Genomic DNA, 22344 nt, shown 5'->3' with positions numbered 1-22344 from the left:
AGCGTTTTGTAGTTTTTACGTATCATTATCAAAAAATTAAATAATCGCTTTGTACGGTGCCTTTTTATCGATTTAAACGTATATCCATACAAATAGCCTCTCTACTTTTCAACATTTTGCTAGCTAATCAATGGTTTTTATTATGCCTCCTATCCCACTTAAAACCTGTTCAAAATTGTGCTTTTGAATAATGCTAAGCGCTTTTGAAGCATCGCTTGCTTCTTGTGCTTTCAATGCCTTTTCACGGCTATTCAAAACAGCTTTGCGTACAATATTGGCTTTTCTCAAAAGGTTATCTTCCAAATCACGACATAACCTCACAAGTTCACGCGTGCTCGGAAAAAACGTATCCGATAAACCGTCTATCTCATCACATAAAATCCGTTTAACTGCTGTCATTAGTGACCATGCTGAAACTTTTTCTAAAGCCATTCCATAGGTTAATGCCATTCCCTCATGATCAGATTGTTGCGATATTTTTAAACCACATGACAGCATGCGAATAGCTTTGCCTATATCCTCTTTGCTTGCTTTCACTGCGAATAGCTCCTGCAACTGATCAGCAGCCTCTAAAGCAATCGCTTCCTGCTGTTTTGTTAATTGGCTGCCATCCTTCAAAACCAATGGGAACTCCTGTGGTGGTATCATCGCGTGAATGTGCTTCAAAGTATCCTCGATTTCCGATATCAAGCAGGCTGTCTGCGATACGTTCCCCAATGCTTTTTTGCTTTTGAGTGTAATTTCCATAATTTTTACCTTGTTGATTGATTTCGTATTTTTTTGAATTTCTTACCCAGTTACGCCATGTCGCTTGCCAATCGGTTTTGGCTGCATTAGCACCCGCTTTTGAACGCCAGTAATCTCGAAATTTTGCAATTTCGACTTTCACACGCTCTGGAGGCAACCCCTCTGCAAGTGCAAAATCGTAATCCGGTTCGAAATCAGCAGGCAAGCGACAACCTCTATCGGTTTTAACCCGCTTGGCTTTTTTCGGAACGTTTTCTTGCTCGTGAATGGGAGGTTGGTTTTCTGATGATGTTGCGATTTGTTCTGATTGAACATCATCACCCTCGATTGGCTCTTCAACCAAATCGGTTGTTTCTAAATTTTCAAAATCGATTTCTTTTTTTGATAAAACGATAGTTTTATTTTTTTTATATATATTGTTAATGTTATTGTTAATGGCATCATTTCGCATTGCGTTCGCAGTGCGTTCGCAGTGCGTTTGCATTGCACTAACATCATCATCACTTTTATCTTTGTTTTTATCCCATCTTAATTTTGCTGCTTTTGCTGCTTTTGAAGCCTTTTCTGAAGCTCTATCTAAATTTTCACTACAGTTATTAAGTTCTTCTTCAACTTTTAAACTCCACAAACGACCATCTTCTAAACGTATGATCTTCTCATCACGTAATAAAATGTCTAATGTCTTTTTTAGAATCCTCTCTGAACAACCTGCCCATCTTGCTAATTTGGGAGCATCTTCAATAATAGGACGGCGCTCTTCATACATATATAAGACAAGAGTCATATAAAGACCCTTTTCCACTATGCTCATGCCACTAACATCTACAATCCATTGTGAAGAAAAAAGCCTCGTCCATGGCAACTTAGTTGACATGCATTGCCTCCTCTCTTTTCCTACTCCATCTTATATTCGCTGCTTTTGAAGCTCTTTCTGAAAATTTACTGAGGCTATAATCAAAAGCTAATGACTTATGCCATAGGTTCCCATTCTCTAAACGCGTGATGTAACCAATGCTTATTAAAGTCTCTAAGGCCTTTTGAAACGTTTTTATTGAACACCCACACCAGCTTGATAAATAAGATGCATTATTGATAAGAGGCGCTTTCTTATCATTCATAAGCAACACAACGGTTGTATAAACTGCCTTCTCTGTTGCTTTTAAACCCATAAGCTCTTTTAAAAACTGATCTGAATTAAACTTTACACACTCTACTTTTTTACTGGGCATCGCTCTAAGATCTCCCTCTCTTTAATTAAATGTAAAATTGCTAAAGCATCCGCTTCATTATCATCACAAGGCGCATGCCCTTTTACACGCATTGCCTTAATCATCTCTTCTTTCGACGCATTCCCCTTGCCTGTCGTCGCTTTCTTAATTGTACAAACTGGAATGCCCTCATACGGTATCTGATGATGTTCACACCATGCCGTTAAGGTTGCTAATAAACCACCATAAACATGCGCCGCATCAGTTCCAACATGACGCCTTACCTCTTCAAAATACACCGCATCAATGCTCCCTGCTGTCTGCTTGATTTCTGTAAGCCATCTCTTAAAGCGTAAATAACGCATCCCACCGCCTTCAAATCGGCGTGATCTAAAATTAATGCTACCACTAAGGATACTCCCATCAGCACCACTTATCGCCCAGCCGGTCTTCGTTCCTAGATCAAAGCAAAGAATTGTATGAAGCATCCCAATCATCAGCCTTTACTTCACTTCATTCTGAGAGGACGGTCATCACAACCAATCTCTTTTGCCTCACATTCCATTAAAAACAGAATGCAACAAGCCGCATGTGCCAAGTGTGATAAACCACTCTCGCTATCCTTACCCTCCCCTCCAAACCATGCTAATAAATGACGCAACGCTGCACCGTGAAATCGGCTCCAATCCATGCCATTACGCCAATTATTTGCTCCGTATTTCTTGGCCCCAAACTCCAAAACACGACCAATTTCCATAAGAGCTAAAGGCGGTATAAGATCTAAACGAGGCTTCCCATCATCATTCTTATGCGCTTCATTTACAGCCATCATCATATCCTCAAGGCTGTAAAATGTCACACGAGCTATGAACGTGTGAGTTCTTCACAAATCGTGATATCGAAGAGCTTTCTTGCTCTTGCATTAATCTTTGCAAGCGTTCTGGATAAAAGAAATCATCAGGACGTAAATCTATTCCATGATCTCGTGCATAGTTTAATAATTGCGCTTGATAAATTGAAGGGAATAATCCATTAGCTCCCCCTTTTCTCTTAGAATAAGTAATACGATAAACAGCGCCCTTACTTTTCTGTAAAATGCGCGAAACGTTCATCACACCACCTAAGTATTTTATTATAGTAAATGCAGGTTCTTTTTTCATAAAGATAAAATTTCATATTTTATGAATTTTATCAAGATAAAATTTCATATTTTTTCTGTTGATTTTTCATTTAATATGAAAGAAGTTTACCTTATGGAATCAGATAAGTTAAAGGTATGGCTTAGTGAGCAATTAGCTAAAAATGGGCATGGCAGTAAGAAAATGCTAGCTAAACATTTAGGGGTATTGCCATCTACTTTAACTAGCATGTTGCATGATTCAGGTACAAAAAGATCGATAAAAGCAAGCGAATTAATAGAAATTATCAATTTTTTTGGTGAAATCCCCCCTTTTTTAATCAAAGAGTCCGAACAGTTTATTCAACTGTATTATCAAGCAAAGCCCGAAGTTCAGAAAGCTGTTTTAACGATTCTTCAGAATTCTTGCTCCTTAGATAAAAAATAATAGCGGCCTTGACTTTATTATCTCCACAATTCCAAAGTTTTTCTAATATTGCTGTATCCATAGTTGACCTCTGCTTTTACAATATTTCATATTTTATGAATTTTTTTATTGACACTTTTCATAAAAAATGAAATACATGCCTCATATCCTATAAATTAACCATTGCCAATAGGCTCTATGGAGGCAGTTGTGGACAAACCAATCTTTATAAATTCTGATGAGATTCTTTTAGTCATGTGCGAAAATGAAGCACAAAATCTGGCAAAATCAGGACCTTTCTACGAAGAAAAAGACATTATCGACTTTATTGACGAAGCCGATAATGCCATCAAAATCATGCGCATCGAACCAATAAATAACAGATGCGAAGATATCTCTGAAGATCTTGCTGAGTTCTACATTAAACAACGTGAAGAACAATGTTTTAACGACATTATACCTCATGACTTTGTAAAACATAGTTCTGCATACAGTTTTTTTTTAGATGAGATCAGACAGCAAGAATATGACGACAAAAGATACGGTACTTATGAACAGCAAAACCGTTTAACCTTTTGGGACGTTCTTCCAAACTACCCAAACTATACATGGCGTTTTTAAAAGCGCCTCTTTTCCTCAAATCATAACAGAACGCTTCTTTAAACACAGGCGTATTTCACGCAACGGGAAAGTTGCGTGCATTAAAAGGAAATACAGATGACAAATTCCCCTTTAACAACCATGGCAAGTAAATATGGGTTTTCTCATGAACAATTTCGAAAAACAATCATTAAAACATGTATCAATTATAACTTCTCTGATGAAGAATTCGCTGCTTTTATTTCGGTAGCCAATACCTATGGTCTTAACCCTTTAACCAAAGAGATCTATGCTCTTCCTAAAAGAGGCGGCGGCATTATTCCTGTCGTCTCAATCGACGGATGGATTAAGATTATTAAGTCTAATCCTCAATTTGATGGGATGACCTTTCAAGATCAACTTGATAAAGAGGGCAATATCATTGCTATCAAATGCGCTATTCGTCTTAAAAATATTAAAGACCCTATCGAAGTTACTGAATATTTAGCTGAATGCAAACAAAAAACTGATACTTGGCAAAAATACCCAGCACGCATGTTGCGTCATAAAGCAACCATACAATGTGCGCGCTATGCTTTTGGTTTTTCAGGTATTTATGAAGAAGATGAAGCCGCGCGCATCAATGAAGTAAACCAAAATATACAAGATAAAATGGTCTCTTATGAAACGCTTATGCAAATCAAACAATTAATGGACAGCACGCAAACAGAAGAAAACAAAATTCTCACTTATGCAAAAGCCAACACGCTTGCCGATATATCAGATGGACAAGCGCAAACCATTTTGCACCTTTTGAAAGAGAAACAACAAAAGCAAAGGATTGAAGCACAACACTCTTTACCAACAAAAGAGCAAATAGAGATGCCTGTACAAGAGGCAGAATATATTCATATCCAAGATATCGAATATGAACAAACGCAACAACAAACGGCGGTGTGAGATGGAACAAAGAACGGCAGAATGGTTTCAAGCAAGATTAGGAAAAGTCACCGCTTCTAATATTTACAACATACTGAGTAAAACAGCAAAGGGAACGCCTACAAGCAAATATGAAGACTACAAAATCAAGCTTATAACAGAACGTTTAACGGGAGAAATAAGCCCCCATTATGAAAATGAAGATATGAGATGGGGCATTGAACATGAAGAAAATGCCTTGCATGAATATAGCCTTATCCATGATGCGAATGTTACAAAATGCGGCTTTATTCAACATCCTACAATAGAAATGGCGGGGGCAAGTCCTGATGGGCTCGTTGATGAGCACGGGTTAATTGAAATCAAATGTCCTAGATCAACGACCCATATGCGCTTCTTTATAAATGATGAGATCAAACCTGAATATCATGCACAAATGCAATTTCAAATGGCATGTACTGGACGCAAATGGTGTGATTTCATCAGCTATGATCCGCGCTTTACGGGACAATCATCTCATTTACGCATGAAAATCAAACGTATCCACCGTGATGAAAAACATATTGAACAAATTAATCAGGCTGTAGAAGCCTTTTTAAAAGAAATAGAACAAGAGATCAAAAAGATTTCAACAAAAGCGGCTTAACCTTATGGGGGTGCTGCTGTCCACACATGCCTCCTAGCACCCCCACCCTTTCCCTATAACAACTTGCAAAAAAATGCGTGATTCACGACACGGGTGAATTGCACTTCAAATGAGGAGAACAGATATGGCGCATCGCCTAGCTACCATAACACAACCAGCCATTGCACGGGCTTTAAGAGAAGCAAAAAAGCAAGGATGCGAACTCATAGAAATCAAACCTACGGGGGAACTGCTTATCTATCTCAAATCCGATATCCCATTACCAAATGCAAATACTCATCCTGATAAATTGTGGAATTTATCATCTGATGATTATGATATCGTCTTATAGAGTTTCATCATGCCAAAACCACGCCCTCCTTATCTTCTCAAAGAAATCACACGCCATGGTAAAATTGTGTGGTATGTACGTATTGGTTATGGAAGACGCATTAGAATCCGCGGAACCTATGGAACGCAAGAGTTTGTTGATAACTACAAAAATGCTCTTGCCGAATTACAAGGGATTATACCTCCTAAACCTAAAGTCGGTAAACTCACTGAAGGTTCATTTGCATGGCTGCTTAAACAGTATTTTAACAGCTCTGATTGGTATTGCCTTGCTAAAGCTACCAAAAAACAAAAAGAACTCATTCTTATGAAAGTATGCGATAGCGTAGGAAACATGCCATACCAAGCGATTGATAAGAAACATATCATAGCTGGTGTTGAACGACGTAAAGAAACACCGGCAATGGCTAGAAATTTTCTGAAAGCACTGAATGGACTTTTTAATTGGGCAATTGAGCAAGGTCTTTTGGAAACTAATCCAACAGTAGGAGTAAAAAGACCAGCTCTCAACAATAAAGATGGATTTGCTGTTTGGACAGAAGAAGATGTTGAAAAATATTATCAACGCTGGTCACATGGTACCCATGAACGTGTTTGGATTGATGTTCTTCTTTACACAGGCTTGCGTCGTGGTGATGCTGTTCGCATTGGTTGGAAAGATGTTAAAGATGATATCATTCATCTCAGAACAGAGAAAAGTAAATTCCAAACAGATGTTTTTCTTCCTATTTTACCCGAATTAGCAGAGACACTTAAAATTGGTCCTGTTGGAGAAGAAACATTCATCTGTAGTAAAACTAATCAAAAATTTATCAAAGAAAGTTTTGGTAATGCATTTAGAGATGCTTGTAATGCGGCTGGAATTAAAAAATCAGCACACGGTTTGAGAAAATTAGCCGCAACACGCGCCGCTAATTCCGGTGCAACAGTCTCACAATTAAAAGCAATTTTTGGCTGGACAGAAGATAAAATGGCATCTCTGTATACAAAGAGCGCAGATCGTAAAAGGCTAGCATTAGAAGCAATAAAAAAGCTCCAAAAAAGTTAGGGATAGAGCCCAAAAAACATAATAGAATCAGGATTCATCAATTCCCTTATATTCAATATAACTTTTTGATTTTATTTGCTTTCTTTTTGCCTGTCACGCCCACCATTATCTTTATGTTGCACTATAATCTATTAATTTTTTATATGTTTTCAAATATAAGGTGCACTAAAAAAAGTGAGACAATAAAAACTTTAAATAAGAATTTACAAAAAAGCATATTTTCTTATCAACTTTCTCTTTTTATTCTTAAAGCTTTTAGTAAGTTTTATTATCATTTATCTAAATTATACTTCTAATAGTCTTTTCTTTAGGTAATAGTCTTTTCTTTAGGTTTCTGATAAAATAACTTAATTAAAATAAAAATATAAGAATCTGATAATAAAAGAAAAATAAAATTTCTTAAAACTGATATATCTAACCAGCCTCTATATTACAACTGCTGATTTTAAAAAGATATCACCAAACTATTGCATACTCCTCTGTTAAAGGAACTTTAAAAAAAGAACATAAGAGATTAAATCCTACTTTAGATACAAAAGAATATTCCCTAATGTCTTTAAGATTTTCTAGATATTTTACTATAAAAACAATCGTTAACTGGTTATTTTCATTCTTTTAAGAATACTGTAGTTGGAAATAAGATAAAATCGTATACTATATTAAAGAAAAGAATCCCAAAGATTAAAAGTCCCTGAATTCATCTCTTCAAGACCTAAAGGTAAAAATATTCCTCATCCAATCCAATAAAAAATTCAAAAAGATTTGAAACACCATATAGAAAAAAGTTAATAGAATCAAAAGAATATAAAATTTAAAATTTTTATATAATCTATTAATTATATGGAAATTTGGCGATCCCGACAGGATTCGAACCTGTGACCCACGGCTTAGAAGGCCGTTGCTCTATCCAGCTGAGCTACGGGACCAACTGATTATTTCTCAATGTACAACAGCATCCTCAACTTAATGCGTCCAAGATAGCTGCCGATCATTACGAAAATTATCAGCATAAGATACAACACGCCGAATCGGCTTATGTATCTTTTCTATACGATAAGGAATGGCGTTCTTAAATGCAAAAGCAATCGCCTCTTCTTTACTATCAAACCGAATCCTTATCTGATTATTCATATCAGATGTTGCCGTATACCCCATAAGAGGCTCAAGCGCTTTTGCTTGTACCGGCTCATACTGTAAAATCCAAAAACCAGTATTTGCCCTTCCTGACTGCATAGCTGTCTTGGCAGGACTATAAATACGTGCGATCATGGTTATTTTCCTTCAGATTATATAACACTTGAATAATAATTTCTCACCACACGCACCCTATTGGGCTATTATCATAAATAAAACAAAACATGGTCGGAGCGATAGGATTTGAACCTACGACCCCCTGATCCCAAATCAGGTGCGCTACCAAGCTGCGCTACGCTCCGCCATTTATATCTGTTTTGATTTATACTCCCTAAAATTTTCATAACAGAAGTGCAAGTGAAAAACACATTTTTTTTAAATTTTATTACATTTTTTCATAAAAAATTTTTTAAAAGTTTTTCCACAAAATGATATAGCATATCGATAAAAGTAGAAAACATCATCCATAAAAGAATAAGCCTTCCAATTCTTTGAATTATGCTAAAATATTATAAAAGAAGATACTATCATACGAATTGGTGAAAAACAAAATAAGATATAAGCCCACTTTCTTCTCAACAAGGTAAATCATATTTTAAAACAGTATTTAAGATTTTTTTAAGTGAAGAACTTCATTAATAATGGCACGTGTTATCTTGCTTTTTTTTTGCAATGCCAACTGATCAATCGAATCAATAACACACTTCAATGAAAATAAAGAACGCTCACAGCGACTTACAAGATAGTGTACAATGTCAGAATGAACAATAACTTGCTTATCAGAAAAAAGTTTAAAAGCCACAGCTGTTAATAATGCATCATCAGGCTGATGAAGAGAAACTAACATAACTGAATTAAGACGACTTTTGAGATCATTTAACTTTAAATTCCAAGCTGAAGGTACTGTCCGTGCAGTTATCAATAAAGTAGCTTTACTTGAATTAAGATTTGCTTGCTTAATACTGTTAATTAAATGAAATAGTCCTGTCTCATTCATTTCTCCAGCATCAATATCTTCAATTAAAAATGCTTTACCTAAAGCAGCTATAGCAATAGCCTGATCAATTTCATTGCATTGAATATTTAAAGCATCAGCTTTTTGTGTCCAAACACGAGAAAAGTACGTTTTTCCAGATCCTTCTTTTCCAATTAAAACCGCAACAGGTAAGCTCCAATTTGGCCAATGATCAATAAGTTGAAAAGCCATACGATTGCTTTCTGTCACTACTAAATCATCAACATGAAAAACCGAATTATCAGAAAAGGTTAAAGGTAATTGTGTTTCAAGTTTATTCATTCTAGTGGCTCCGAATTTCCACTTCGTGAATACATTTGAGAATTAAGATAAGTATGAAGAGCAAAACGCACCAAAACACCAACAGCTGCTGCTGCCGGAACGGCAACAAGCATACCAGTAAATCCAAAGAGTGAAGAAAAAGCAAAAAGTGCAAACATCAACCACACTGGATGAAGGCCTACTGATGACCCCACTAACTTCGGCTGAAGAATGTAACCTTCAATAAATTGACCAACTAAAAAGAGAACCATAACGACGACAATTCCCCACCAATTGCTGGGATAAAATTGAACCCATGCAACACCAACAGAAAATATAAACCCACTCATTGTACCAATATAAGGAACAAAACTTATAAGGCCAATAAACATACCAATCAAAAGGCCAAAATTAAGTCCTGTGATTGTCAAACCAACAGCATAATACCCACCTAATATGAGACAAACTGTTCCCTGCCCACGAACAAATCCAGCGATAGCTCTATCCATTTCGTGAAAAATACTGCGAACAGTTTCAAGATGATCGCGTGGTATCAACGAATCAATTGCTGTCACCATACGCGGCCAATCTAATAACATGTAAAATGCCACCACAGGCGCCACGACAAATAAGCTGATAATATTAACAATAGATTTTCCTGATTTTAAAAGTGAATTCAAGAGAGACGTAATAAAATCAGAACTTTTTCCCAAAAGTCCTTTAATATTACTTTGTAATTCATTTGGATCACTCCCAAAATAGTGTCTTACCCAATTAAAATCATGCTCAATAAAAAAAGTTTGAATACGATTAATATAAACAGGTAAACCATCACTAACAAATTGCTGTATTTGCCCACTGATAAGAGGAATTAAAATAATTAAAGCAGCAACGAGAACAACACCAATAAATAGGGTAATAAGAATAGTTCCCAAAACACGACAAATACCAAATTTTTCTAGCAATTGAACAATGGGATTAAGAAAATAAGCCAGTACAATCCCTGCTACGAAAGGAAGTAAAATAGATCCAAAAACAAACATAAAAAGCACAAAAAAAATCAGCGTACCAAGCCAGAAAAAAATTTGCTTTTTCATATTATTGGGTAAAGGTACTTGCGTATAAGCTGGTACATAAGTTTTATAACGATCACGTGATCCATTTTCACTAACTTTCTTTTTCATAAGCTGCCAAGAAAAATGTCCGTGATTACCTGATATCTTTTTCATAAAATATCCTAAAAAAACGCTTTATAAAGATTATAAATTTCTTCAACTCGGGTCAAGAAAAGTTCTTATGTTAACATAAATATTAATATCTCTTGCAGAAACAACTCTATCATGGCATTGCATAATATAACGTAAAAACCTGATTTTCCATGAGGAAAGCCCTAATGAGCAAGCACAATTTAATAAATGATAAATCCAATTGTGGTCTTACCTATGCAAAAGCTGGTGTAAATATCAATATGGGAAATGCTTTAGTAGAAAAAATCAAACCTCTCATACGCACAACAAAACGAGCAGGAGCAGATGCAGAAATTGGTGGTTTTGGTGGCCTTTTTGATTTAAAAGCAGCAGGATTTGTAGATCCAATCCTTGTCGCTGCCAATGATGGTGTAGGAACAAAATTAAAAATTGCCATTGAAGCAGGTATCCATGACACTGTTGGTGTTGATCTCGTTGCTATGTGCGTTAATGATTTGCTTGTACAAGGCGCTGAGCCCCTCTTTTTTCTCGATTATTTTGCAACTGGCAAGTTGAACCCTCAACAAGGTATCGCAATCGTTTCTGGTATTGTAGCAGGATGTAAACAAGCAGGGACAGCTCTTATTGGAGGAGAAACTGCAGAAATGCCTGATATGTACGCAGCAGAAGACTATGATTTAGCAGGCTTTGCTGTAGGGGCGACTGAACGTAATGCATTGCTTCCTTCAAAAAAACTTGCAGAAGGTGATATTATTTTAGGACTTAGCGCATCTGGAGTTCATTCCAATGGCTTTTCACTTGTTAGACGAATCGTCCAACAAAATAATCTCAAATGGAATGATCCTGCTCCCTTTAATCCCCAAATGAATCTTGGCACAGCGTTGCTTACTCCAACACGCATTTATGTAAAATTACTTCTTCCTATCATACGAGGTTATAAAGGAATCAATGCTCTTTCCCACATCACAGGGGGAGGCTTTTCTGAAAACATTCCACGTGTACTTCCCTCTTCTCTCTGCGCTGAAATTAATCTTTCTAACATTCATGTGCCCCCCGTCTTTTCATGGATTGCTAAACAAGGTAGAATAGAAGAAACAGAAATGTTACGAACATTCAATTGTGGTATTGGTATGGTTGTAATTGTAGAACAACATGCAGCTGAAACAATTACACAAGCATTAAAAATGCAAGGAGAAACTGTCACTTCCCTCGGCATTTTAACAAAACGCCAAGAAGAAGATAAAGCAATACTTTATAAAGGTGCACTTCATTTATGAAAAAAAAAGTCGTTGTTTTTATTTCTGGTAACGGATCCAATATGGTTGCCCTCGTCAAAGCGAGTAAACAACAAGAGTATCCTGCTGAAATCATCGCTGTTATTTGTGATAATCCTCATGCTAAGGGCATTGAAAAAGCTCAAAACAGTAACTTGCCTGTTCATGTGATTGCTCGCAAAAGCCATCCAACAAAAGAAGCACATGAAGAATCTATCTTTACAGTTTTGTCGCAATACCAGCCAGATCTTATCTGCTTTGCTGGTTATATGCGCCTTATTTCATCACGCTTTGTAAAACTTTATGAAGGACGTATTCTAAACATTCATCCTTCTCTTTTACCTTCATTTAAAGGTTTGAAAACACATGAAAGAGTTTTGCAAGCAGGTGTTAAAATCACTGGTTGTACTGTCCACCTTGTAACAGAAGATATGGATGAAGGAAAAATTCTTGCCCAAGCAGCTGTTCCTGTTTGTCATAATGATACTACTGAAAGCCTAGCACAAAGAGTTCTTAAAGCTGAACATAAACTCTATCCTGAAGCTTTAAAAGCTTTTATTGATGGAAAAGACAATATGATAGATATGCAACAACAACTTTTATCCTTTTGAATAGCTCAATACACGCTTTTCAAGAGTGTCTCTAAAATGATCCTTACATGTCTCTTGTGTAGACTGTATGATTTTTTACATAATAAGAAATATAAGAAATTTCTATGACATAAATCTCTTTGTGCAAAAATGCAAGCCTATTCTTATTGTAAATTTTCAAATGTCATTTGCTTATTGGATTTACTAATCTTAGATATCCTCTCTTTACTTTTCTAAGAATGCGTATTTTTCAACCCTAGAATTTTTAAAGATATAATTTTTTACTTCATAATTTTTTTATTTTATTCTGCAAGTGTTTCTTTAACTGTTAGAGCTAACTGTTTGAGTGTAAATGGTTTTGATAAAAAACCAAAAACGGCATCTTGAGGAAGGTTTTTAGAAAAAGCATCTTTTGCATACCCTGAAACAAAAAGAAATTTTATATTAGGATAGCTTTTATGTACTTCCTTAAGCAAAGTTGGTCCATCCATTTCTGGCATTACCACATCAGAAACAATAATATCGATATCTCCCTTATTTTCCTCAAGAAGAGTAAGTGCTTCTACTCCACTTGCTGCTTCTAAAACAGTATATCCTCTCATTTGAAGAGCTTTTACTCCACCCATTCTGACAGAGTCTTCATCTTCAACCAATAAAATCGTCGCTGATCCTGTTAAATCTGTATTTTTTTCTTTCTCTTCACCTTTTTCAATTTGCAGAGAAACTTCTTGATTATTATGAGAAATATAACGTGGAAGAAAAATATGGAAAGTTGCTCCTTCTCCTTCTCTACTATCGCAGTAAATGTACCCACCTGTTTGTTTGATAATTCCATACACCATTGATAGGCCAAGACCTGTTCCTTTTCCTACTTCTTTTGTTGTAAAAAACGGTTCAAACATTTTTTCTTGTATTGCAACAGGTATACCGGTTCCCGTATCTGAAACCGTCAATTGCACATATTCCCCAATTGCGAAACCAACATTATCATATTCAGCACTTTGTTGTTTTGTAATATTGTTTGTCGCAATAGTAACAATTCCCCCATCTTCCATAGCATCACGTGCATTAATAACCAAATTCATAATAACACGCTGAAAAGATGCTTGATCAACTTCAACGCTCCACAAGTCTCTTCCATGAATAATTTTTAACTGAATATTATTACCTAAAAGAGGCAAAATAAGATTGCGAATGTCTGATAAAAATTCTGTAAAATCAACTTTTTCAGGTCGAAGTGTTTGCTTTCTAGAAAAAGCAAGTAACTGCTGCACAAGTGCAGCTGCGCGATTAGCATTATTTTTTATATTGATAAGATCAGCATGAGCAGGATCAGAACTACGATGGATATTTAAAAGGAGGTCGCATGACATTAAAATTGCTGTTAGAACATTATTAAAGTCATGGGCAATGCCACCTGCCAATTGTCCAACAGCTTGCATTTTTTGACTTTGCATCATTTTATCTTCAAGCGTTTTCTGTTCTGTTATTTCTACAACAGAGATAATAACCAAATCTTGCAATACATCATCATAATATGGAGGAAAAGAAACAACATGGAGACGTAAATGGCGTTCTTCATTTTTCTCTAATACTGTTTCTAATGAAACAGAATAATTTTTATTTTTCGTAACTTTCTGAAATGCACGCTCTAGCTGCACACAATCACGCTGAAGTATAACTTCATAAAGATTAAGTGTTTTACCTATACATCCCATAAGTGATGAAAAGACTCTATTCATATGAAGAACGTATCCATTCACATCTGTCACGGCGATTGCAAAAGGACTCGCATCAAAATACTCTATCAACAAATGTGGTAATTGTGATTCATCATTTTTTTCTTTTTGTTGTAACTGATGTGGGATTATCACAATACGATAAATATGTTCATCCTCTAAAGAAGAAGACATAAAACAATTCAATCTTTTCGTAACACCGCTTTGTAAATTTAAATATAACGAAAATATATAAGGCCAAGAATAACCTAAACTTTGATATTTCTCACTCTGTAAATAAATATCATTCCAAGCATTATTGGTTCCAACGCTATTAAATAATTGATCAAAATGATATTGACCAACAATAAAGTTTGCCAAATCAATTGAAAACCATTCTGCAAAAATTGTATTAGAATAAAGAATGCTCCCTTGTGCGTTAACAGATAAAAAACCAATAGGCGTTTGGTTTAAATGATTAGCAGCTTCTTGAAGGTTTGAGACAAAAACTTCACGATTCTCTTGTAAATGCGAAATATCAGCAATACGCCAAAATAAAAGCTTTTTTCTCTGTTTTTCAATCGGTTGAACAGAAATATGATACCAAGCAGATTTTTTTTGTATAGAGTATTTAAAAATCGGCTGCTCAACCTTTAATTCTTCTTGTGCTACCAGATTCTTACATGCTGCCACTTTTAAGCGATACGCAATTGCACCAGCTCCTGGAAGAGCAGCAATTACCATATAACAAGAAGATTCAGGCTTATAGGTAACAATTTTTTGATAGTTTTGATTAGAATAATAAACAAAACCTGAAAGATCTGAGACTATAATTACATCATCAATGGTATCAAAGAGACTAAGATCAAAATCTTCACGCCGCTGCGCAGTATAGTATCTAAAAGTACCCATTGCTATAAAAATAAGTGTAAAAGCTCCTATAACTGCTAAACTCAAAAAAGAAATTAACATAAGCTTTTGCAAAAAGCTTTGCGGATTTAAAGAAACAAGAAACCCTACACAAAATAAAAAAACTATAAAAAAAACAACATTAAAAATCACAACTCCCCGATACAGAGAAGAAGACCATGATTTTTCATGATTCTCAAAACCTTTATCCATCTCTCTTTACCTTGATTATGGTCATTTCTTATACCACAAATTTCCTCCATAATCATTGTTATGAGGGATATACCATGATACTATATCTCTTAGCAAAAACACTTAACGTTAAAAAGATCTTGTCTATATTTAAGTAAAGCTTTTAAAGATATATTTATAAATTAAACACAATAAAAAATAATATTTTGATTCTAAACTGAGAGAAATTCTATGTATGTCTGGTTATCCAATAAAATAGATACATCTGCAGAAAACATAACAATAAGCTTGATATTTTTTATAATAACAATCGCCGCCATTACTATAATTATCTTACTTTTACGTCGTTTAAATGCAAGAAGATTTAGAGCTAACAGAAAAAAGAATCTGCCACGCTTAACCCTATGCGATAAAATTGCTATCAATCGTACACATCAACTCGTTTTGGTACGTTGTGATGATACAGAGCATTTACTTCTTATTGGTGGATTAAAAGATGTTGTAATAGAATCGACGATTATCAATACAAACATCAGACAAAAAGCTGGATATCAACAAAAAAAGGAGATGCAAACAATACTAACAACAACGCAAACCAATCCAAATCCAAATTTTACCGAACAAAGATCTTTTTCCGTAAATGAAAAAAAGAATCCGCAAAGTAATACTCCATCCTCTTTTATGAGACAACACATGGAAGATTCAGCGATCACCGCTGAAATCGAAGGACGACAAGAGCCATCTTTATCGATTCCTCCCCTTAAAAAATAAAATATACGTTTCTTAGATCTGCATTTCATTCATGATCGCAATTCATTTTAATCGTCACGATAAACTCTTTCCCGCCGTTCATGGCGTTCTTGTGCCTCTAATGATAAGACAGCGATTGGACGAGCTTCAAGACGTTTTAAACTAATAGGCTCACCAGTTTCCTCACAAAAACCGTAAGTACCATTATCAATACGTTCCAAAGCAGCATCTATTTTTGAAATAAGTTTTCTTTGGCGATCACGAGCACGGAGTTCAATTGTACGATCAGTTTCACAAGATGCTCTATCTGTCAAATCAGGTTGACCAACATTTTCTTCTTGTAAATTTTCCAAAGTTTCCCGTGCTTCTCTTAAGATATCATTCTTCCATGAAACCAATTTAGCACGAAAATACGCCTTTTGTCTCTCATTCATAAAAGGCTCATCTTCACTAGGGTGATATTGACCATCAATCTCTTCACTCATGCCACCAAAACCTCCACATATAGACGTGCAGTCTATATATTGTGCAATATCAAATCAACGCAAGTGGAAAATACTTTTTAGCGCACCTTATAAATGTGTTTACAGCCACCATAGTTTTATTTATTTTTTGTATAGTATAATTTTTCTTAACAATTACGTGCCAAGGATCTCAATAGATTTTTTTTCTAAGTTATGCTTTAAAAACTATAAAAGCATAAAAAAATAGATTCAAAATCATACAAGCATATTCCTTAGACCATTATTAAGCTCATATTTTAACATATCGACAATGTATTGTCTCATAATGCAAAAAGAATAATTTTTATAAAGGCAGAGTATGATATTGACGATTTAAATACATCAAAGCATCATTGTCTTGATTACGCTTTATAGCAAGAACTTCTCCAATCAAAATACAATGGGTTGCATGCTCGTGCCAACAAATTAAACGACAATCAAACGATGCTAGAGCATCTAAAAGACTAGGAGCTCCAGTTTGTAAAGTTCCCCATTGTGCTTCATCAAAACATTCCGCTTGTGAATCATTATTGTAACGCCGAGAAAAAATATCTGCTAATAAACGATGCTTTCCTGCCAAGCTATTAATGCAAAAATTTCCATTTTCCACAAATAATTGATTCTTAAGATTATGACGCATAAGGCAAACAAGAAGTGTTGGAGGATTATCAGATAAAGAACAACAGGCCGAAACAGTAACCCCACGCTTTCCTTTAATACCACTTGTTGTAACAATATGCACAGCCCCTGCAAAATGGCTCATAGCATCTCGATATTCTTGCGAAGAAACAGTAACAATATGTTGAAGTTTAGGCATTACAGATATTGTATGATTTGACATATCTCTCACTTATACAGCTTTTAAATTCCAAGTGATATTCCCCAGAAAAAACGATCATATGTACCCTTTCTTTTAGGTCATACCATAAATAATATTTATGTATACACAACAACATGCTACTAAACAGCCTACCAAGGAGATCATAATGCCTCATTCTCATCTCATTTCACCTTCACTCTTGGCTTCTGATTTTTCCAAACTTGGACAAGAGGTCTTGGATGTCATTGATGCTGGTGCAGATTGGCTTCATCTTGATGTTATGGACGGCCACTTTGTCCCTAATATTACGTTCGGTCCCGATATCGTCAAGGCTCTTCGTCCATTAACCAAAGCAATATTTGACGTCCATTTAATGATTGCACCTGTCGATCCCTATTTGGAAGCTTTTGCAAAAGCGGGTTCTGATATCATAACCATTCACGCTGAAGCAAGCTCTCATCTTCATCGTTCACTACAAACAATCAAAGCAATGGGGAAAAGAGCTGGAATTGCAATTAATCCAAGTACCCCAGAATATATTTTGGAGTATTTGCTTGATCAATTAGATCTTATCCTCATCATGACAGTCAATCCTGGTTTTGGTGGACAAAGTTTTATTCCAGCAATAAAAGAAAAAATAACACGCGTTAAAAATATGATTGCACATCGCCCTATTGATCTTGAAGTTGATGGTGGTATCACCGTTGATACAATCGGAATAGCAGCAAAAGCTGGTGCTAATGTTTTTGTCGCAGGCTCTGCAATCTATAAAAATGGAAATAAAGAGCTTTACAAAGCACGTATTCATGCATTGCGCCAAGCAGCATTCCTCTCAAAATAAGGAAAAAATTATGATAGAACGTTATTCTCGCTCTGAAATGGTCGCAATTTGGTCTTCTAAAACGAAATATCGTATTTGGTTTGAAATTGAAGCGCATGCTTGTGATGCGCTCGCCAAATTAGGTGTTATTCCCAAAGAAGCAGCAAAAGTCATTTGGGAAAAAGGAACAGCGGCAGAATTTGACGTCAATCGCATTGATGAAATTGATGCAATCACTAAACATGATGTTATAGCATTTTTAACCCACTTAGCTGAATTTATTGGACCAGAGGCACGTTTTATCCACCAAGGTATGACATCATCAGATATTCTCGACACAACATTTAATATTCAATTAATGCGTGCCAGTAATATTTTGCTAAAAGACATAGATAAACTTCTTGAAGCATTGAAAAAGCGTGCTTTTGAACATAAAGAAACAATTACCATTGGACGTAGTCATGGTATTCATGCTGAACCAACAACATTTGGAGTTAAATTTGCTCTTGCATATGCTGAATTTTCCCGCTGTCGTAAACGTCTTCTTGCAGCACGTGAAGAAATTTCTACTTGTGCTATTTCAGGAGCTGTAGGTACTTTTGCAAATATTGATCCACGTATTGAAGAACATGTCGCAAAAGCATTAGGATTGCGCGCTGAACCAATTTCTACTCAAGTTATACCACGTGATCGTCATGCTATGTTTTTTGCAACGCTTGGTGTTATTGCTTCATCCATTGAAAGACTTGCCATAGAAATACGTCATCTACAACGAACCGAAGTTCTTGAAGCCGAAGAGTATTTTTCACCTGGACAAAAAGGTTCATCTGCAATGCCCCATAAACGTAATCCAGTTTTAACAGAAAATTTAACAGGATTAGCACGTATGGTACGTGCCTTTACAATTCCTGCTATGGAAAATGTAGCGCTTTGGCATGAACGAGATATTTCTCATTCATCTGTTGAGCGTTATATTGGTCCTGATGCTACCATTACGCTTGATTTTGCCCTTGCTCGCCTCACATCCGTCATTGAGAATTTAATTGTTTATCCGGAAAATATGCAAAAAAATCTTAATAAATTTAGAGGTCTTATTCATTCACAACGCGTGCTCTTAGCACTCACACAAGCTGGAATAAGCCGCGAAGACGCCTATAGAATTGTACAACGAAATGCAATGAAAGTTTGGGAACAAGGAAAAGATTTTTTAGAAGAATTACTCCAAGACAAAGATGTTACAAAAGCTTTAAGTGAAAAAGAACTCCGGGAGAAATTTGACCTTTCCTACCATACAAAACATATCGATACAATTTTTAAACGTATCTTTGAACTATAATACAAGAAATTATATACAAAATAAATTTCTTTTCACTTAATTTTATCCCCTAATGCCCTTATCATGAAGGAAGCAATTCATGAAAGCAAATCAACTGGATATTCTTATTGTTCCTGGCTATAAAGGATCTGGTCCTGATCACTGGCAAACACGCTGGGAACAAAAATTATCGACAGCCCACCGCGTTAAACAAACCCATTGGTCAAAACCTGTTTGTGAAGAATGGGTTAACGAAGTTAAAAGTGCTATTGCATGTGCTCAAAAACCTATTTTTATTATAGCCCATTCGTTAGGCGTTCCTACAGCTATTCATGCAGCTGTACAAAATACAGAAAAAATTCGTGGTGCCTTTTTTGTTGCACCTCCAGACGTAGCTAATAAAAAAATACGTCCTAAACATTTAATGACATTTGGTCCTTATCACCGCAAAAAGCTCCCTTTTCCATCTGTGGTCATCGCTAGCCGCAACGATGAATTTTGTCAATTCTCCGTAGCAAAAAGTCTTGCTACGGATTGGGGAGCCTTCTTTGTTGATGCTGGACAATCTGGTCATATTAATGCAGAATCTGGACACGGACCTTGGCCTGAAGGACTTATGGTTTTATCCCACTTTCTTGCAAAAATTTGATCCAGAGGATAATTTTTTTATTTGACCGATACCCCCTCACCGCTCCTCTCTGATGGAGTTTCAATGAGAAAAATTGTATGAAGTTTTATAGCAGTCATTGAGAATTTTTATCAACTAGGATAATATTATAATTTCAATACTATTTTAAAGCTCTCAAATATATAGAGAATCACAATGAATCGTCGCCACCGTATTTATGAAGGCAAGGCCAAAGTTCTATATGAAGGACCTGAACCAGGCACTTATATTCAATTCTTTAAAGATGACGCAACAGCCTTTAATGCCAAAAAGCATGAAATTATCGATGGAAAAGGAGTTTTAAATAACCGTATCTCAGAACATATCTTTAGCCATCTTAGCCGTTTAGGTATCCCAACACACTTTATTAAGCGTATAAATATGCGCGAACAACTCATTAAAGCTGTTGAAATTATTCCATTAGAAGTTGTTGTTCGTAACGTTGCTGCTGGCTCTCTTTCTAAACGTTTAGGATTAGAAGAAGGAACCCCTCTTTCGCAATCCATTATTGAATTTTATTATAAAAACGATTCTCTTGATGACCCAATGGTAACAGAAGAACACATCACGGCTTTTGGATGGGCTGTTCCACAAGAATTAGAAGATATTATGCAACTTTCAGTTCGCATTAATGACTTTCTTTCTGGATTATTTGCAGGTGTTAATATTCAACTTATTGACTTTAAAATGGAATTTGGACGTTTATGGGAAGATGATACGATGCGCATCGTTCTTGCTGATGAAATTTCTCCTGATTCTGCTCGATTATGGGATATGCAAACACGAGAAAAAATGGATAAAGATCGTTTCCGCCATGATATGGGAGGACTTATTAATGCCTATCAAGAAGTAGCAAAACGTCTTGGTATCATCAATGAAAATGATCCTCCACGACCAAGTGGTCCCGTTTTAGTAAAATAAAAAAGTAGTATAATATAGGCTTCCTTGTATTAAGGATACCTCTTCAAAAAGATACTTTTAACAATAGGACATAAAAAATGAAAGCACGCGTTACAGTTACTCTAAAAAACAGCGTTCTTGATCCGCAAGGAGAGGCAATTCTTGGTGCTTTAAAGAGTTTAGCTTTTAAAGGCATTCATTCTATTCGCCAAGGAAAAGTTTTTGATATTGTACTCGATAATCAATCTAGTGAAACCACAAAGCAAGAACTTGAAAAAATGTGCAAAGAGTTACTCGCAAATACTGTTATTGAAAATTATACAATAGAACTTCTTTAAATGGAGTCCCCATGAAAACCGCCATTATTCAACTCCCTGGATTAAATCGTGATCGAGATATGATTACAGCGTTACGTCATATCACGGGAATTGAGCCATTGAAAATTTGGCAAACAGAATCTACAATCCCTGATGTAGATGTTATTATTATTCCTGGTGGTTTTTCTTATGGTGACTATTTAAGATGTGGTGCTATTGGTGCACGAACTCCAGTCTTGCAAGCAGTCCGTGAAAAAGCACAAAAAGGTATTACCATAATAGGTATTTGTAACGGATTTCAAATTTTGATAGAAGCTGGTTTATTGCCTGGCACTTTAATGCGTAACACTTCATTAAAATTTGTTTGTCGTGAAATAAAACTTGAAGTTATGAACAATAAAACAAGGTTTTCTCGTTATTATTCCAAAGGGCAAATCATTCGTTGTCCTATTGCACATCATGATGGAAATTACTTTATTGATACTGAGACACTCAAAAAAATGGAAGATAATGAACAAATTGTTTTCCGTTACACAGAAAATACAAACCCTAATGGCTCAATGAAAAATATTGCTGGTATTATCAATGAAACAGGTAATATTCTTGGTATGATGCCACATCCTGAAAATTTTATTGAAGATGCACATGGAGGTAGTGATGGTCGTTTACTTTTCCAAAGCGCTTTAGACTTTGCAAATGGATGATAAAAAAATCCTATACCCCCACCTTAGTTTAAAAATCAAAAAGCAATATCATTTTTTACGCAGTAAATTTACAAACTAAGTGTTTTACAGAAAAAATAAATATGATTTCCTAAATACATGAAGATCAATTATAAAATAGCTTTTAGACTTTGAAAGCCTACAAAGAAAAAACCGTAATTGCATCTGATAATTTATAATTAGTTGTA

General features: G+C 35.6%; 27 protein-coding genes and 2 tRNA genes. 15 read left to right on the top strand and 14 right to left on the bottom strand.

Features of this window, described 5'->3' with window-relative positions; all coding sequences use genetic code 11:
* Nucleotides 1-123: 123 nt before the first annotated feature.
* The 6 genes from K3248_RS03065 to K3248_RS03040 are packed head-to-tail and all read right to left on the bottom strand — an operon-like array spanning nt 124 to nt 3115.
* Complete coding sequence (locus K3248_RS03065) at nt 124-618, bottom strand: hypothetical protein (RefSeq protein WP_220716895.1); 495 nt, start codon at nt 616-618, stop codon at nt 124-126.
* On the bottom strand, nt 560-1621 hold the full coding sequence (locus K3248_RS03060) for a DUF1376 domain-containing protein (protein WP_220716894.1): 1062 nt from the start codon (nt 1619-1621) through the stop codon (nt 560-562). The genes K3248_RS03065 and K3248_RS03060 overlap by 59 nt, the downstream gene beginning before the upstream one ends.
* Nucleotides 1611-1976: a DUF1376 domain-containing protein gene (locus K3248_RS03055; RefSeq protein ID WP_220716893.1), complete on the bottom strand. Its 366-nt coding sequence runs from the start codon at nt 1974-1976 to the stop codon at nt 1611-1613. The genes K3248_RS03060 and K3248_RS03055 overlap by 11 nt, the downstream gene beginning before the upstream one ends.
* The gene (locus K3248_RS03050) at nt 1958-2443 is read right to left on the bottom strand and encodes a crossover junction endodeoxyribonuclease RuvC (protein WP_220717144.1); all 486 of its coding nucleotides are present in this window, start codon (nt 2441-2443) and stop codon (nt 1958-1960) included. Before K3248_RS03050 ends, K3248_RS03055 begins: the two co-directional genes overlap by 19 nt.
* A gap of 20 nt (nt 2444-2463) precedes the next feature.
* The gene (locus tag K3248_RS03045; protein WP_220716892.1) at nt 2464-2784 is read right to left on the bottom strand and encodes a dATP/dGTP diphosphohydrolase domain-containing protein; all 321 of its coding nucleotides are present in this window, start codon (nt 2782-2784) and stop codon (nt 2464-2466) included.
* Between the two features lie 10 nt (nt 2785-2794).
* Nucleotides 2795-3115 (bottom strand): hypothetical protein, encoded by a 321-nt coding sequence (locus K3248_RS03040; RefSeq protein WP_220716891.1) that lies wholly within the window; start codon nt 3113-3115, stop codon nt 2795-2797.
* Nucleotides 3116-3208: 93 nt separating this feature from the next.
* Between K3248_RS03040 and K3248_RS03035 the strand changes: the two genes are divergently transcribed.
* The 6 genes from K3248_RS03035 (at nt 3209) to K3248_RS03010 (ending at nt 7041) form a co-directional block, all read left to right on the top strand.
* Nucleotides 3209-3520 (top strand): XRE family transcriptional regulator, encoded by a 312-nt coding sequence (locus K3248_RS03035; RefSeq protein WP_220716890.1) that lies wholly within the window; start codon nt 3209-3211, stop codon nt 3518-3520.
* A 189-nt stretch (nt 3521-3709) separates the two neighbouring features.
* Nucleotides 3710-4120, top strand: a complete 411-nt coding sequence (locus tag K3248_RS03030; RefSeq protein ID WP_220716889.1) for a hypothetical protein — start codon at nt 3710-3712, stop codon at nt 4118-4120.
* Between the two features lie 96 nt (nt 4121-4216).
* Complete coding sequence (gene bet / locus K3248_RS03025; protein ID WP_220716888.1) at nt 4217-5038, top strand: phage recombination protein Bet; 822 nt, start codon at nt 4217-4219, stop codon at nt 5036-5038.
* A 1-nt stretch (nt 5039) separates the two neighbouring features.
* Nucleotides 5040-5663, top strand: coding sequence for a lambda exonuclease family protein (locus tag K3248_RS03020; RefSeq protein WP_220717142.1), 624 nt, complete (start codon nt 5040-5042; stop codon nt 5661-5663).
* 124 nt (nt 5664-5787) lie between these two features.
* On the top strand, nt 5788-5994 hold the full coding sequence (locus K3248_RS03015) for a hypothetical protein (RefSeq protein WP_220716887.1): 207 nt from the start codon (nt 5788-5790) through the stop codon (nt 5992-5994).
* Between the two features lie 9 nt (nt 5995-6003).
* Complete coding sequence (locus tag K3248_RS03010; protein WP_220716886.1) at nt 6004-7041, top strand: tyrosine-type recombinase/integrase; 1038 nt, start codon at nt 6004-6006, stop codon at nt 7039-7041.
* Between the two features lie 849 nt (nt 7042-7890).
* Here K3248_RS03010 and K3248_RS03005 read toward each other — a convergent pair.
* The 5 genes from K3248_RS03005 to K3248_RS02985 all read right to left on the bottom strand — a co-directional run bounded on the left by K3248_RS03005 (nt 7891) and on the right by K3248_RS02985 (nt 10680).
* Nucleotides 7891-7967: transfer RNA gene (locus K3248_RS03005), tRNA-Arg, on the bottom strand.
* Between the two features lie 37 nt (nt 7968-8004).
* Nucleotides 8005-8310, bottom strand: coding sequence for an ETC complex I subunit (locus tag K3248_RS03000; RefSeq protein WP_220716885.1), 306 nt, complete (start codon nt 8308-8310; stop codon nt 8005-8007).
* A gap of 90 nt (nt 8311-8400) precedes the next feature.
* Nucleotides 8401-8477, bottom strand: a tRNA-Pro gene (locus tag K3248_RS02995).
* Nucleotides 8478-8782: 305 nt separating this feature from the next.
* Nucleotides 8783-9472, bottom strand: coding sequence for a DnaA regulatory inactivator HdaA (gene hdaA, locus K3248_RS02990; protein WP_220716884.1), 690 nt, complete (start codon nt 9470-9472; stop codon nt 8783-8785).
* Nucleotides 9469-10680 carry an AI-2E family transporter gene (locus K3248_RS02985; protein WP_220716883.1) on the bottom strand — a complete coding sequence of 404 codons (1212 nt, stop codon included), beginning with the start codon at nt 10678-10680 and terminating at the stop codon, nt 9469-9471. Before K3248_RS02985 ends, hdaA begins: the two co-directional genes overlap by 4 nt.
* Before the next feature lie 164 nt (nt 10681-10844).
* Here K3248_RS02985 and purM point away from each other — a divergent pair, with 164 nt between their 5' ends.
* Together purM and purN are read left to right on the top strand one after the other, a co-directional pair.
* On the top strand, nt 10845-11936 hold the full coding sequence (gene purM / locus K3248_RS02980; RefSeq protein ID WP_220716882.1) for a phosphoribosylformylglycinamidine cyclo-ligase: 1092 nt from the start codon (nt 10845-10847) through the stop codon (nt 11934-11936).
* Entirely contained in the window at nt 11933-12544 is a 612-nt protein-coding gene (purN, locus tag K3248_RS02975) for a phosphoribosylglycinamide formyltransferase (protein WP_220716881.1), read from the top strand. The genes purM and purN overlap by 4 nt, the downstream gene beginning before the upstream one ends.
* 281 nt (nt 12545-12825) lie before the next feature.
* Here purN and K3248_RS02970 read toward each other — a convergent pair whose 3' ends face one another.
* On the bottom strand, nt 12826-15363 hold the full coding sequence (locus K3248_RS02970) for an ATP-binding protein (protein ID WP_220716880.1): 2538 nt from the start codon (nt 15361-15363) through the stop codon (nt 12826-12828).
* A 210-nt stretch (nt 15364-15573) separates the two neighbouring features.
* Here K3248_RS02970 and K3248_RS02965 point away from each other — a divergent pair, with 210 nt between their 5' ends.
* Entirely contained in the window at nt 15574-16113 is a 540-nt protein-coding gene (locus K3248_RS02965) for a flagellar biosynthetic protein FliO (RefSeq protein ID WP_220716879.1), read from the top strand.
* 47 nt (nt 16114-16160) lie between these two features.
* Here the strand turns inward: K3248_RS02965 and dksA are convergent, their stop codons facing one another.
* Both dksA and K3248_RS02955 read right to left on the bottom strand, forming a co-directional pair.
* Entirely contained in the window at nt 16161-16577 is a 417-nt protein-coding gene (dksA, locus tag K3248_RS02960; RefSeq protein WP_220716878.1) for an RNA polymerase-binding protein DksA, read from the bottom strand.
* Nucleotides 16578-16899: 322 nt separating this feature from the next.
* A complete protein-coding gene (locus K3248_RS02955) occupies nt 16900-17436 on the bottom strand; it encodes a flavin reductase family protein (RefSeq protein ID WP_220716877.1) in 537 nt (178 codons plus the stop codon).
* Nucleotides 17437-17581: 145 nt separating this feature from the next.
* On the opposite strand from K3248_RS02955, the gene rpe reads away from it, so the two are divergent.
* From rpe to purQ, 6 genes are all read left to right on the top strand, one after another.
* A complete protein-coding gene (gene rpe, locus K3248_RS02950; protein WP_220716876.1) occupies nt 17582-18256 on the top strand; it encodes a ribulose-phosphate 3-epimerase in 675 nt (224 codons plus the stop codon).
* Between the two features lie 10 nt (nt 18257-18266).
* On the top strand, nt 18267-19571 hold the full coding sequence (gene purB, locus K3248_RS02945; protein WP_220716875.1) for an adenylosuccinate lyase: 1305 nt from the start codon (nt 18267-18269) through the stop codon (nt 19569-19571).
* Nucleotides 19572-19650: 79 nt separating this feature from the next.
* Complete coding sequence (locus tag K3248_RS02940; protein ID WP_220716874.1) at nt 19651-20199, top strand: RBBP9/YdeN family alpha/beta hydrolase; 549 nt, start codon at nt 19651-19653, stop codon at nt 20197-20199.
* A 174-nt stretch (nt 20200-20373) separates the two neighbouring features.
* Nucleotides 20374-21138, top strand: a complete 765-nt coding sequence (gene purC / locus K3248_RS02935; RefSeq protein WP_220716873.1) for a phosphoribosylaminoimidazolesuccinocarboxamide synthase — start codon at nt 20374-20376, stop codon at nt 21136-21138.
* Nucleotides 21139-21215: 77 nt separating this feature from the next.
* Nucleotides 21216-21455 carry a phosphoribosylformylglycinamidine synthase subunit PurS gene (gene purS, locus K3248_RS02930; RefSeq protein WP_220716872.1) on the top strand — a complete coding sequence of 80 codons (240 nt, stop codon included), beginning with the start codon at nt 21216-21218 and terminating at the stop codon, nt 21453-21455.
* A gap of 11 nt (nt 21456-21466) precedes the next feature.
* The gene (gene purQ, locus K3248_RS02925; protein ID WP_220716871.1) at nt 21467-22138 is read left to right on the top strand and encodes a phosphoribosylformylglycinamidine synthase subunit PurQ; all 672 of its coding nucleotides are present in this window, start codon (nt 21467-21469) and stop codon (nt 22136-22138) included.
* Nucleotides 22139-22344 lie beyond the last annotated feature (206 nt).

It is taken from the genome of Bartonella raoultii (assembly GCF_019659805.1).
GTDB classification, from domain to species: domain Bacteria; phylum Pseudomonadota; class Alphaproteobacteria; order Rhizobiales; family Rhizobiaceae; genus Bartonella; species Bartonella raoultii.
This window is presented reverse-complemented; position numbering and strand designations above follow the sequence as displayed.

Bases quoted from the DNA above. Each gene is read 5' to 3' on its own strand.
- K3248_RS03060 (WP_220716894.1), bottom strand. From the start codon at position 1,621: ATGTCAACTAAGTTGCCATGGACGAGGCTTTTTTCTTCACAATGGATT.
- K3248_RS03055 (WP_220716893.1), bottom strand. From the start codon at position 1,976: ATGCCCAGTAAAAAAGTAGAGTGTGTAAAGTTTAATTCAGATCAGTTT.
- K3248_RS03050 (WP_220717144.1), bottom strand. From the start codon at position 2,443: ATGCTTCATACAATTCTTTGCTTTGATCTAGGAACGAAGACCGGCTGG.
- K3248_RS03045 (WP_220716892.1), bottom strand. From the start codon at position 2,784: ATGGCTGTAAATGAAGCGCATAAGAATGATGATGGGAAGCCTCGTTTA.
- K3248_RS03040 (WP_220716891.1), bottom strand. From the start codon at position 3,115: ATGAAAAAAGAACCTGCATTTACTATAATAAAATACTTAGGTGGTGTG.
- K3248_RS03035 (WP_220716890.1), top strand. From the start codon at position 3,209: ATGGAATCAGATAAGTTAAAGGTATGGCTTAGTGAGCAATTAGCTAAA.
- bet (WP_220716888.1), top strand. From the start codon at position 4,217: ATGACAAATTCCCCTTTAACAACCATGGCAAGTAAATATGGGTTTTCT.
- K3248_RS03020 (WP_220717142.1), top strand. From the start codon at position 5,040: ATGGAACAAAGAACGGCAGAATGGTTTCAAGCAAGATTAGGAAAAGTC.
- K3248_RS03015 (WP_220716887.1), top strand. From the start codon at position 5,788: ATGGCGCATCGCCTAGCTACCATAACACAACCAGCCATTGCACGGGCT.
- K3248_RS03010 (WP_220716886.1), top strand. From the start codon at position 6,004: ATGCCAAAACCACGCCCTCCTTATCTTCTCAAAGAAATCACACGCCAT.
- K3248_RS03000 (WP_220716885.1), bottom strand. From the start codon at position 8,310: ATGATCGCACGTATTTATAGTCCTGCCAAGACAGCTATGCAGTCAGGA.
- hdaA (WP_220716884.1), bottom strand. From the start codon at position 9,472: ATGAATAAACTTGAAACACAATTACCTTTAACCTTTTCTGATAATTCG.
- K3248_RS02985 (WP_220716883.1), bottom strand. From the start codon at position 10,680: ATGAAAAAGATATCAGGTAATCACGGACATTTTTCTTGGCAGCTTATG.
- purM (WP_220716882.1), top strand. From the start codon at position 10,845: ATGAGCAAGCACAATTTAATAAATGATAAATCCAATTGTGGTCTTACC.
- purN (WP_220716881.1), top strand. From the start codon at position 11,933: ATGAAAAAAAAAGTCGTTGTTTTTATTTCTGGTAACGGATCCAATATG.
- K3248_RS02970 (WP_220716880.1), bottom strand. From the start codon at position 15,363: ATGGATAAAGGTTTTGAGAATCATGAAAAATCATGGTCTTCTTCTCTG.
- K3248_RS02965 (WP_220716879.1), top strand. From the start codon at position 15,574: ATGTATGTCTGGTTATCCAATAAAATAGATACATCTGCAGAAAACATA.
- dksA (WP_220716878.1), bottom strand. From the start codon at position 16,577: ATGAGTGAAGAGATTGATGGTCAATATCACCCTAGTGAAGATGAGCCT.
- K3248_RS02955 (WP_220716877.1), bottom strand. From the start codon at position 17,436: ATGTCAAATCATACAATATCTGTAATGCCTAAACTTCAACATATTGTT.
- rpe (WP_220716876.1), top strand. From the start codon at position 17,582: ATGCCTCATTCTCATCTCATTTCACCTTCACTCTTGGCTTCTGATTTT.
- purB (WP_220716875.1), top strand. From the start codon at position 18,267: ATGATAGAACGTTATTCTCGCTCTGAAATGGTCGCAATTTGGTCTTCT.
- K3248_RS02940 (WP_220716874.1), top strand. From the start codon at position 19,651: ATGAAAGCAAATCAACTGGATATTCTTATTGTTCCTGGCTATAAAGGA.
- purC (WP_220716873.1), top strand. From the start codon at position 20,374: ATGAATCGTCGCCACCGTATTTATGAAGGCAAGGCCAAAGTTCTATAT.
- purS (WP_220716872.1), top strand. From the start codon at position 21,216: ATGAAAGCACGCGTTACAGTTACTCTAAAAAACAGCGTTCTTGATCCG.
- purQ (WP_220716871.1), top strand. From the start codon at position 21,467: ATGAAAACCGCCATTATTCAACTCCCTGGATTAAATCGTGATCGAGAT.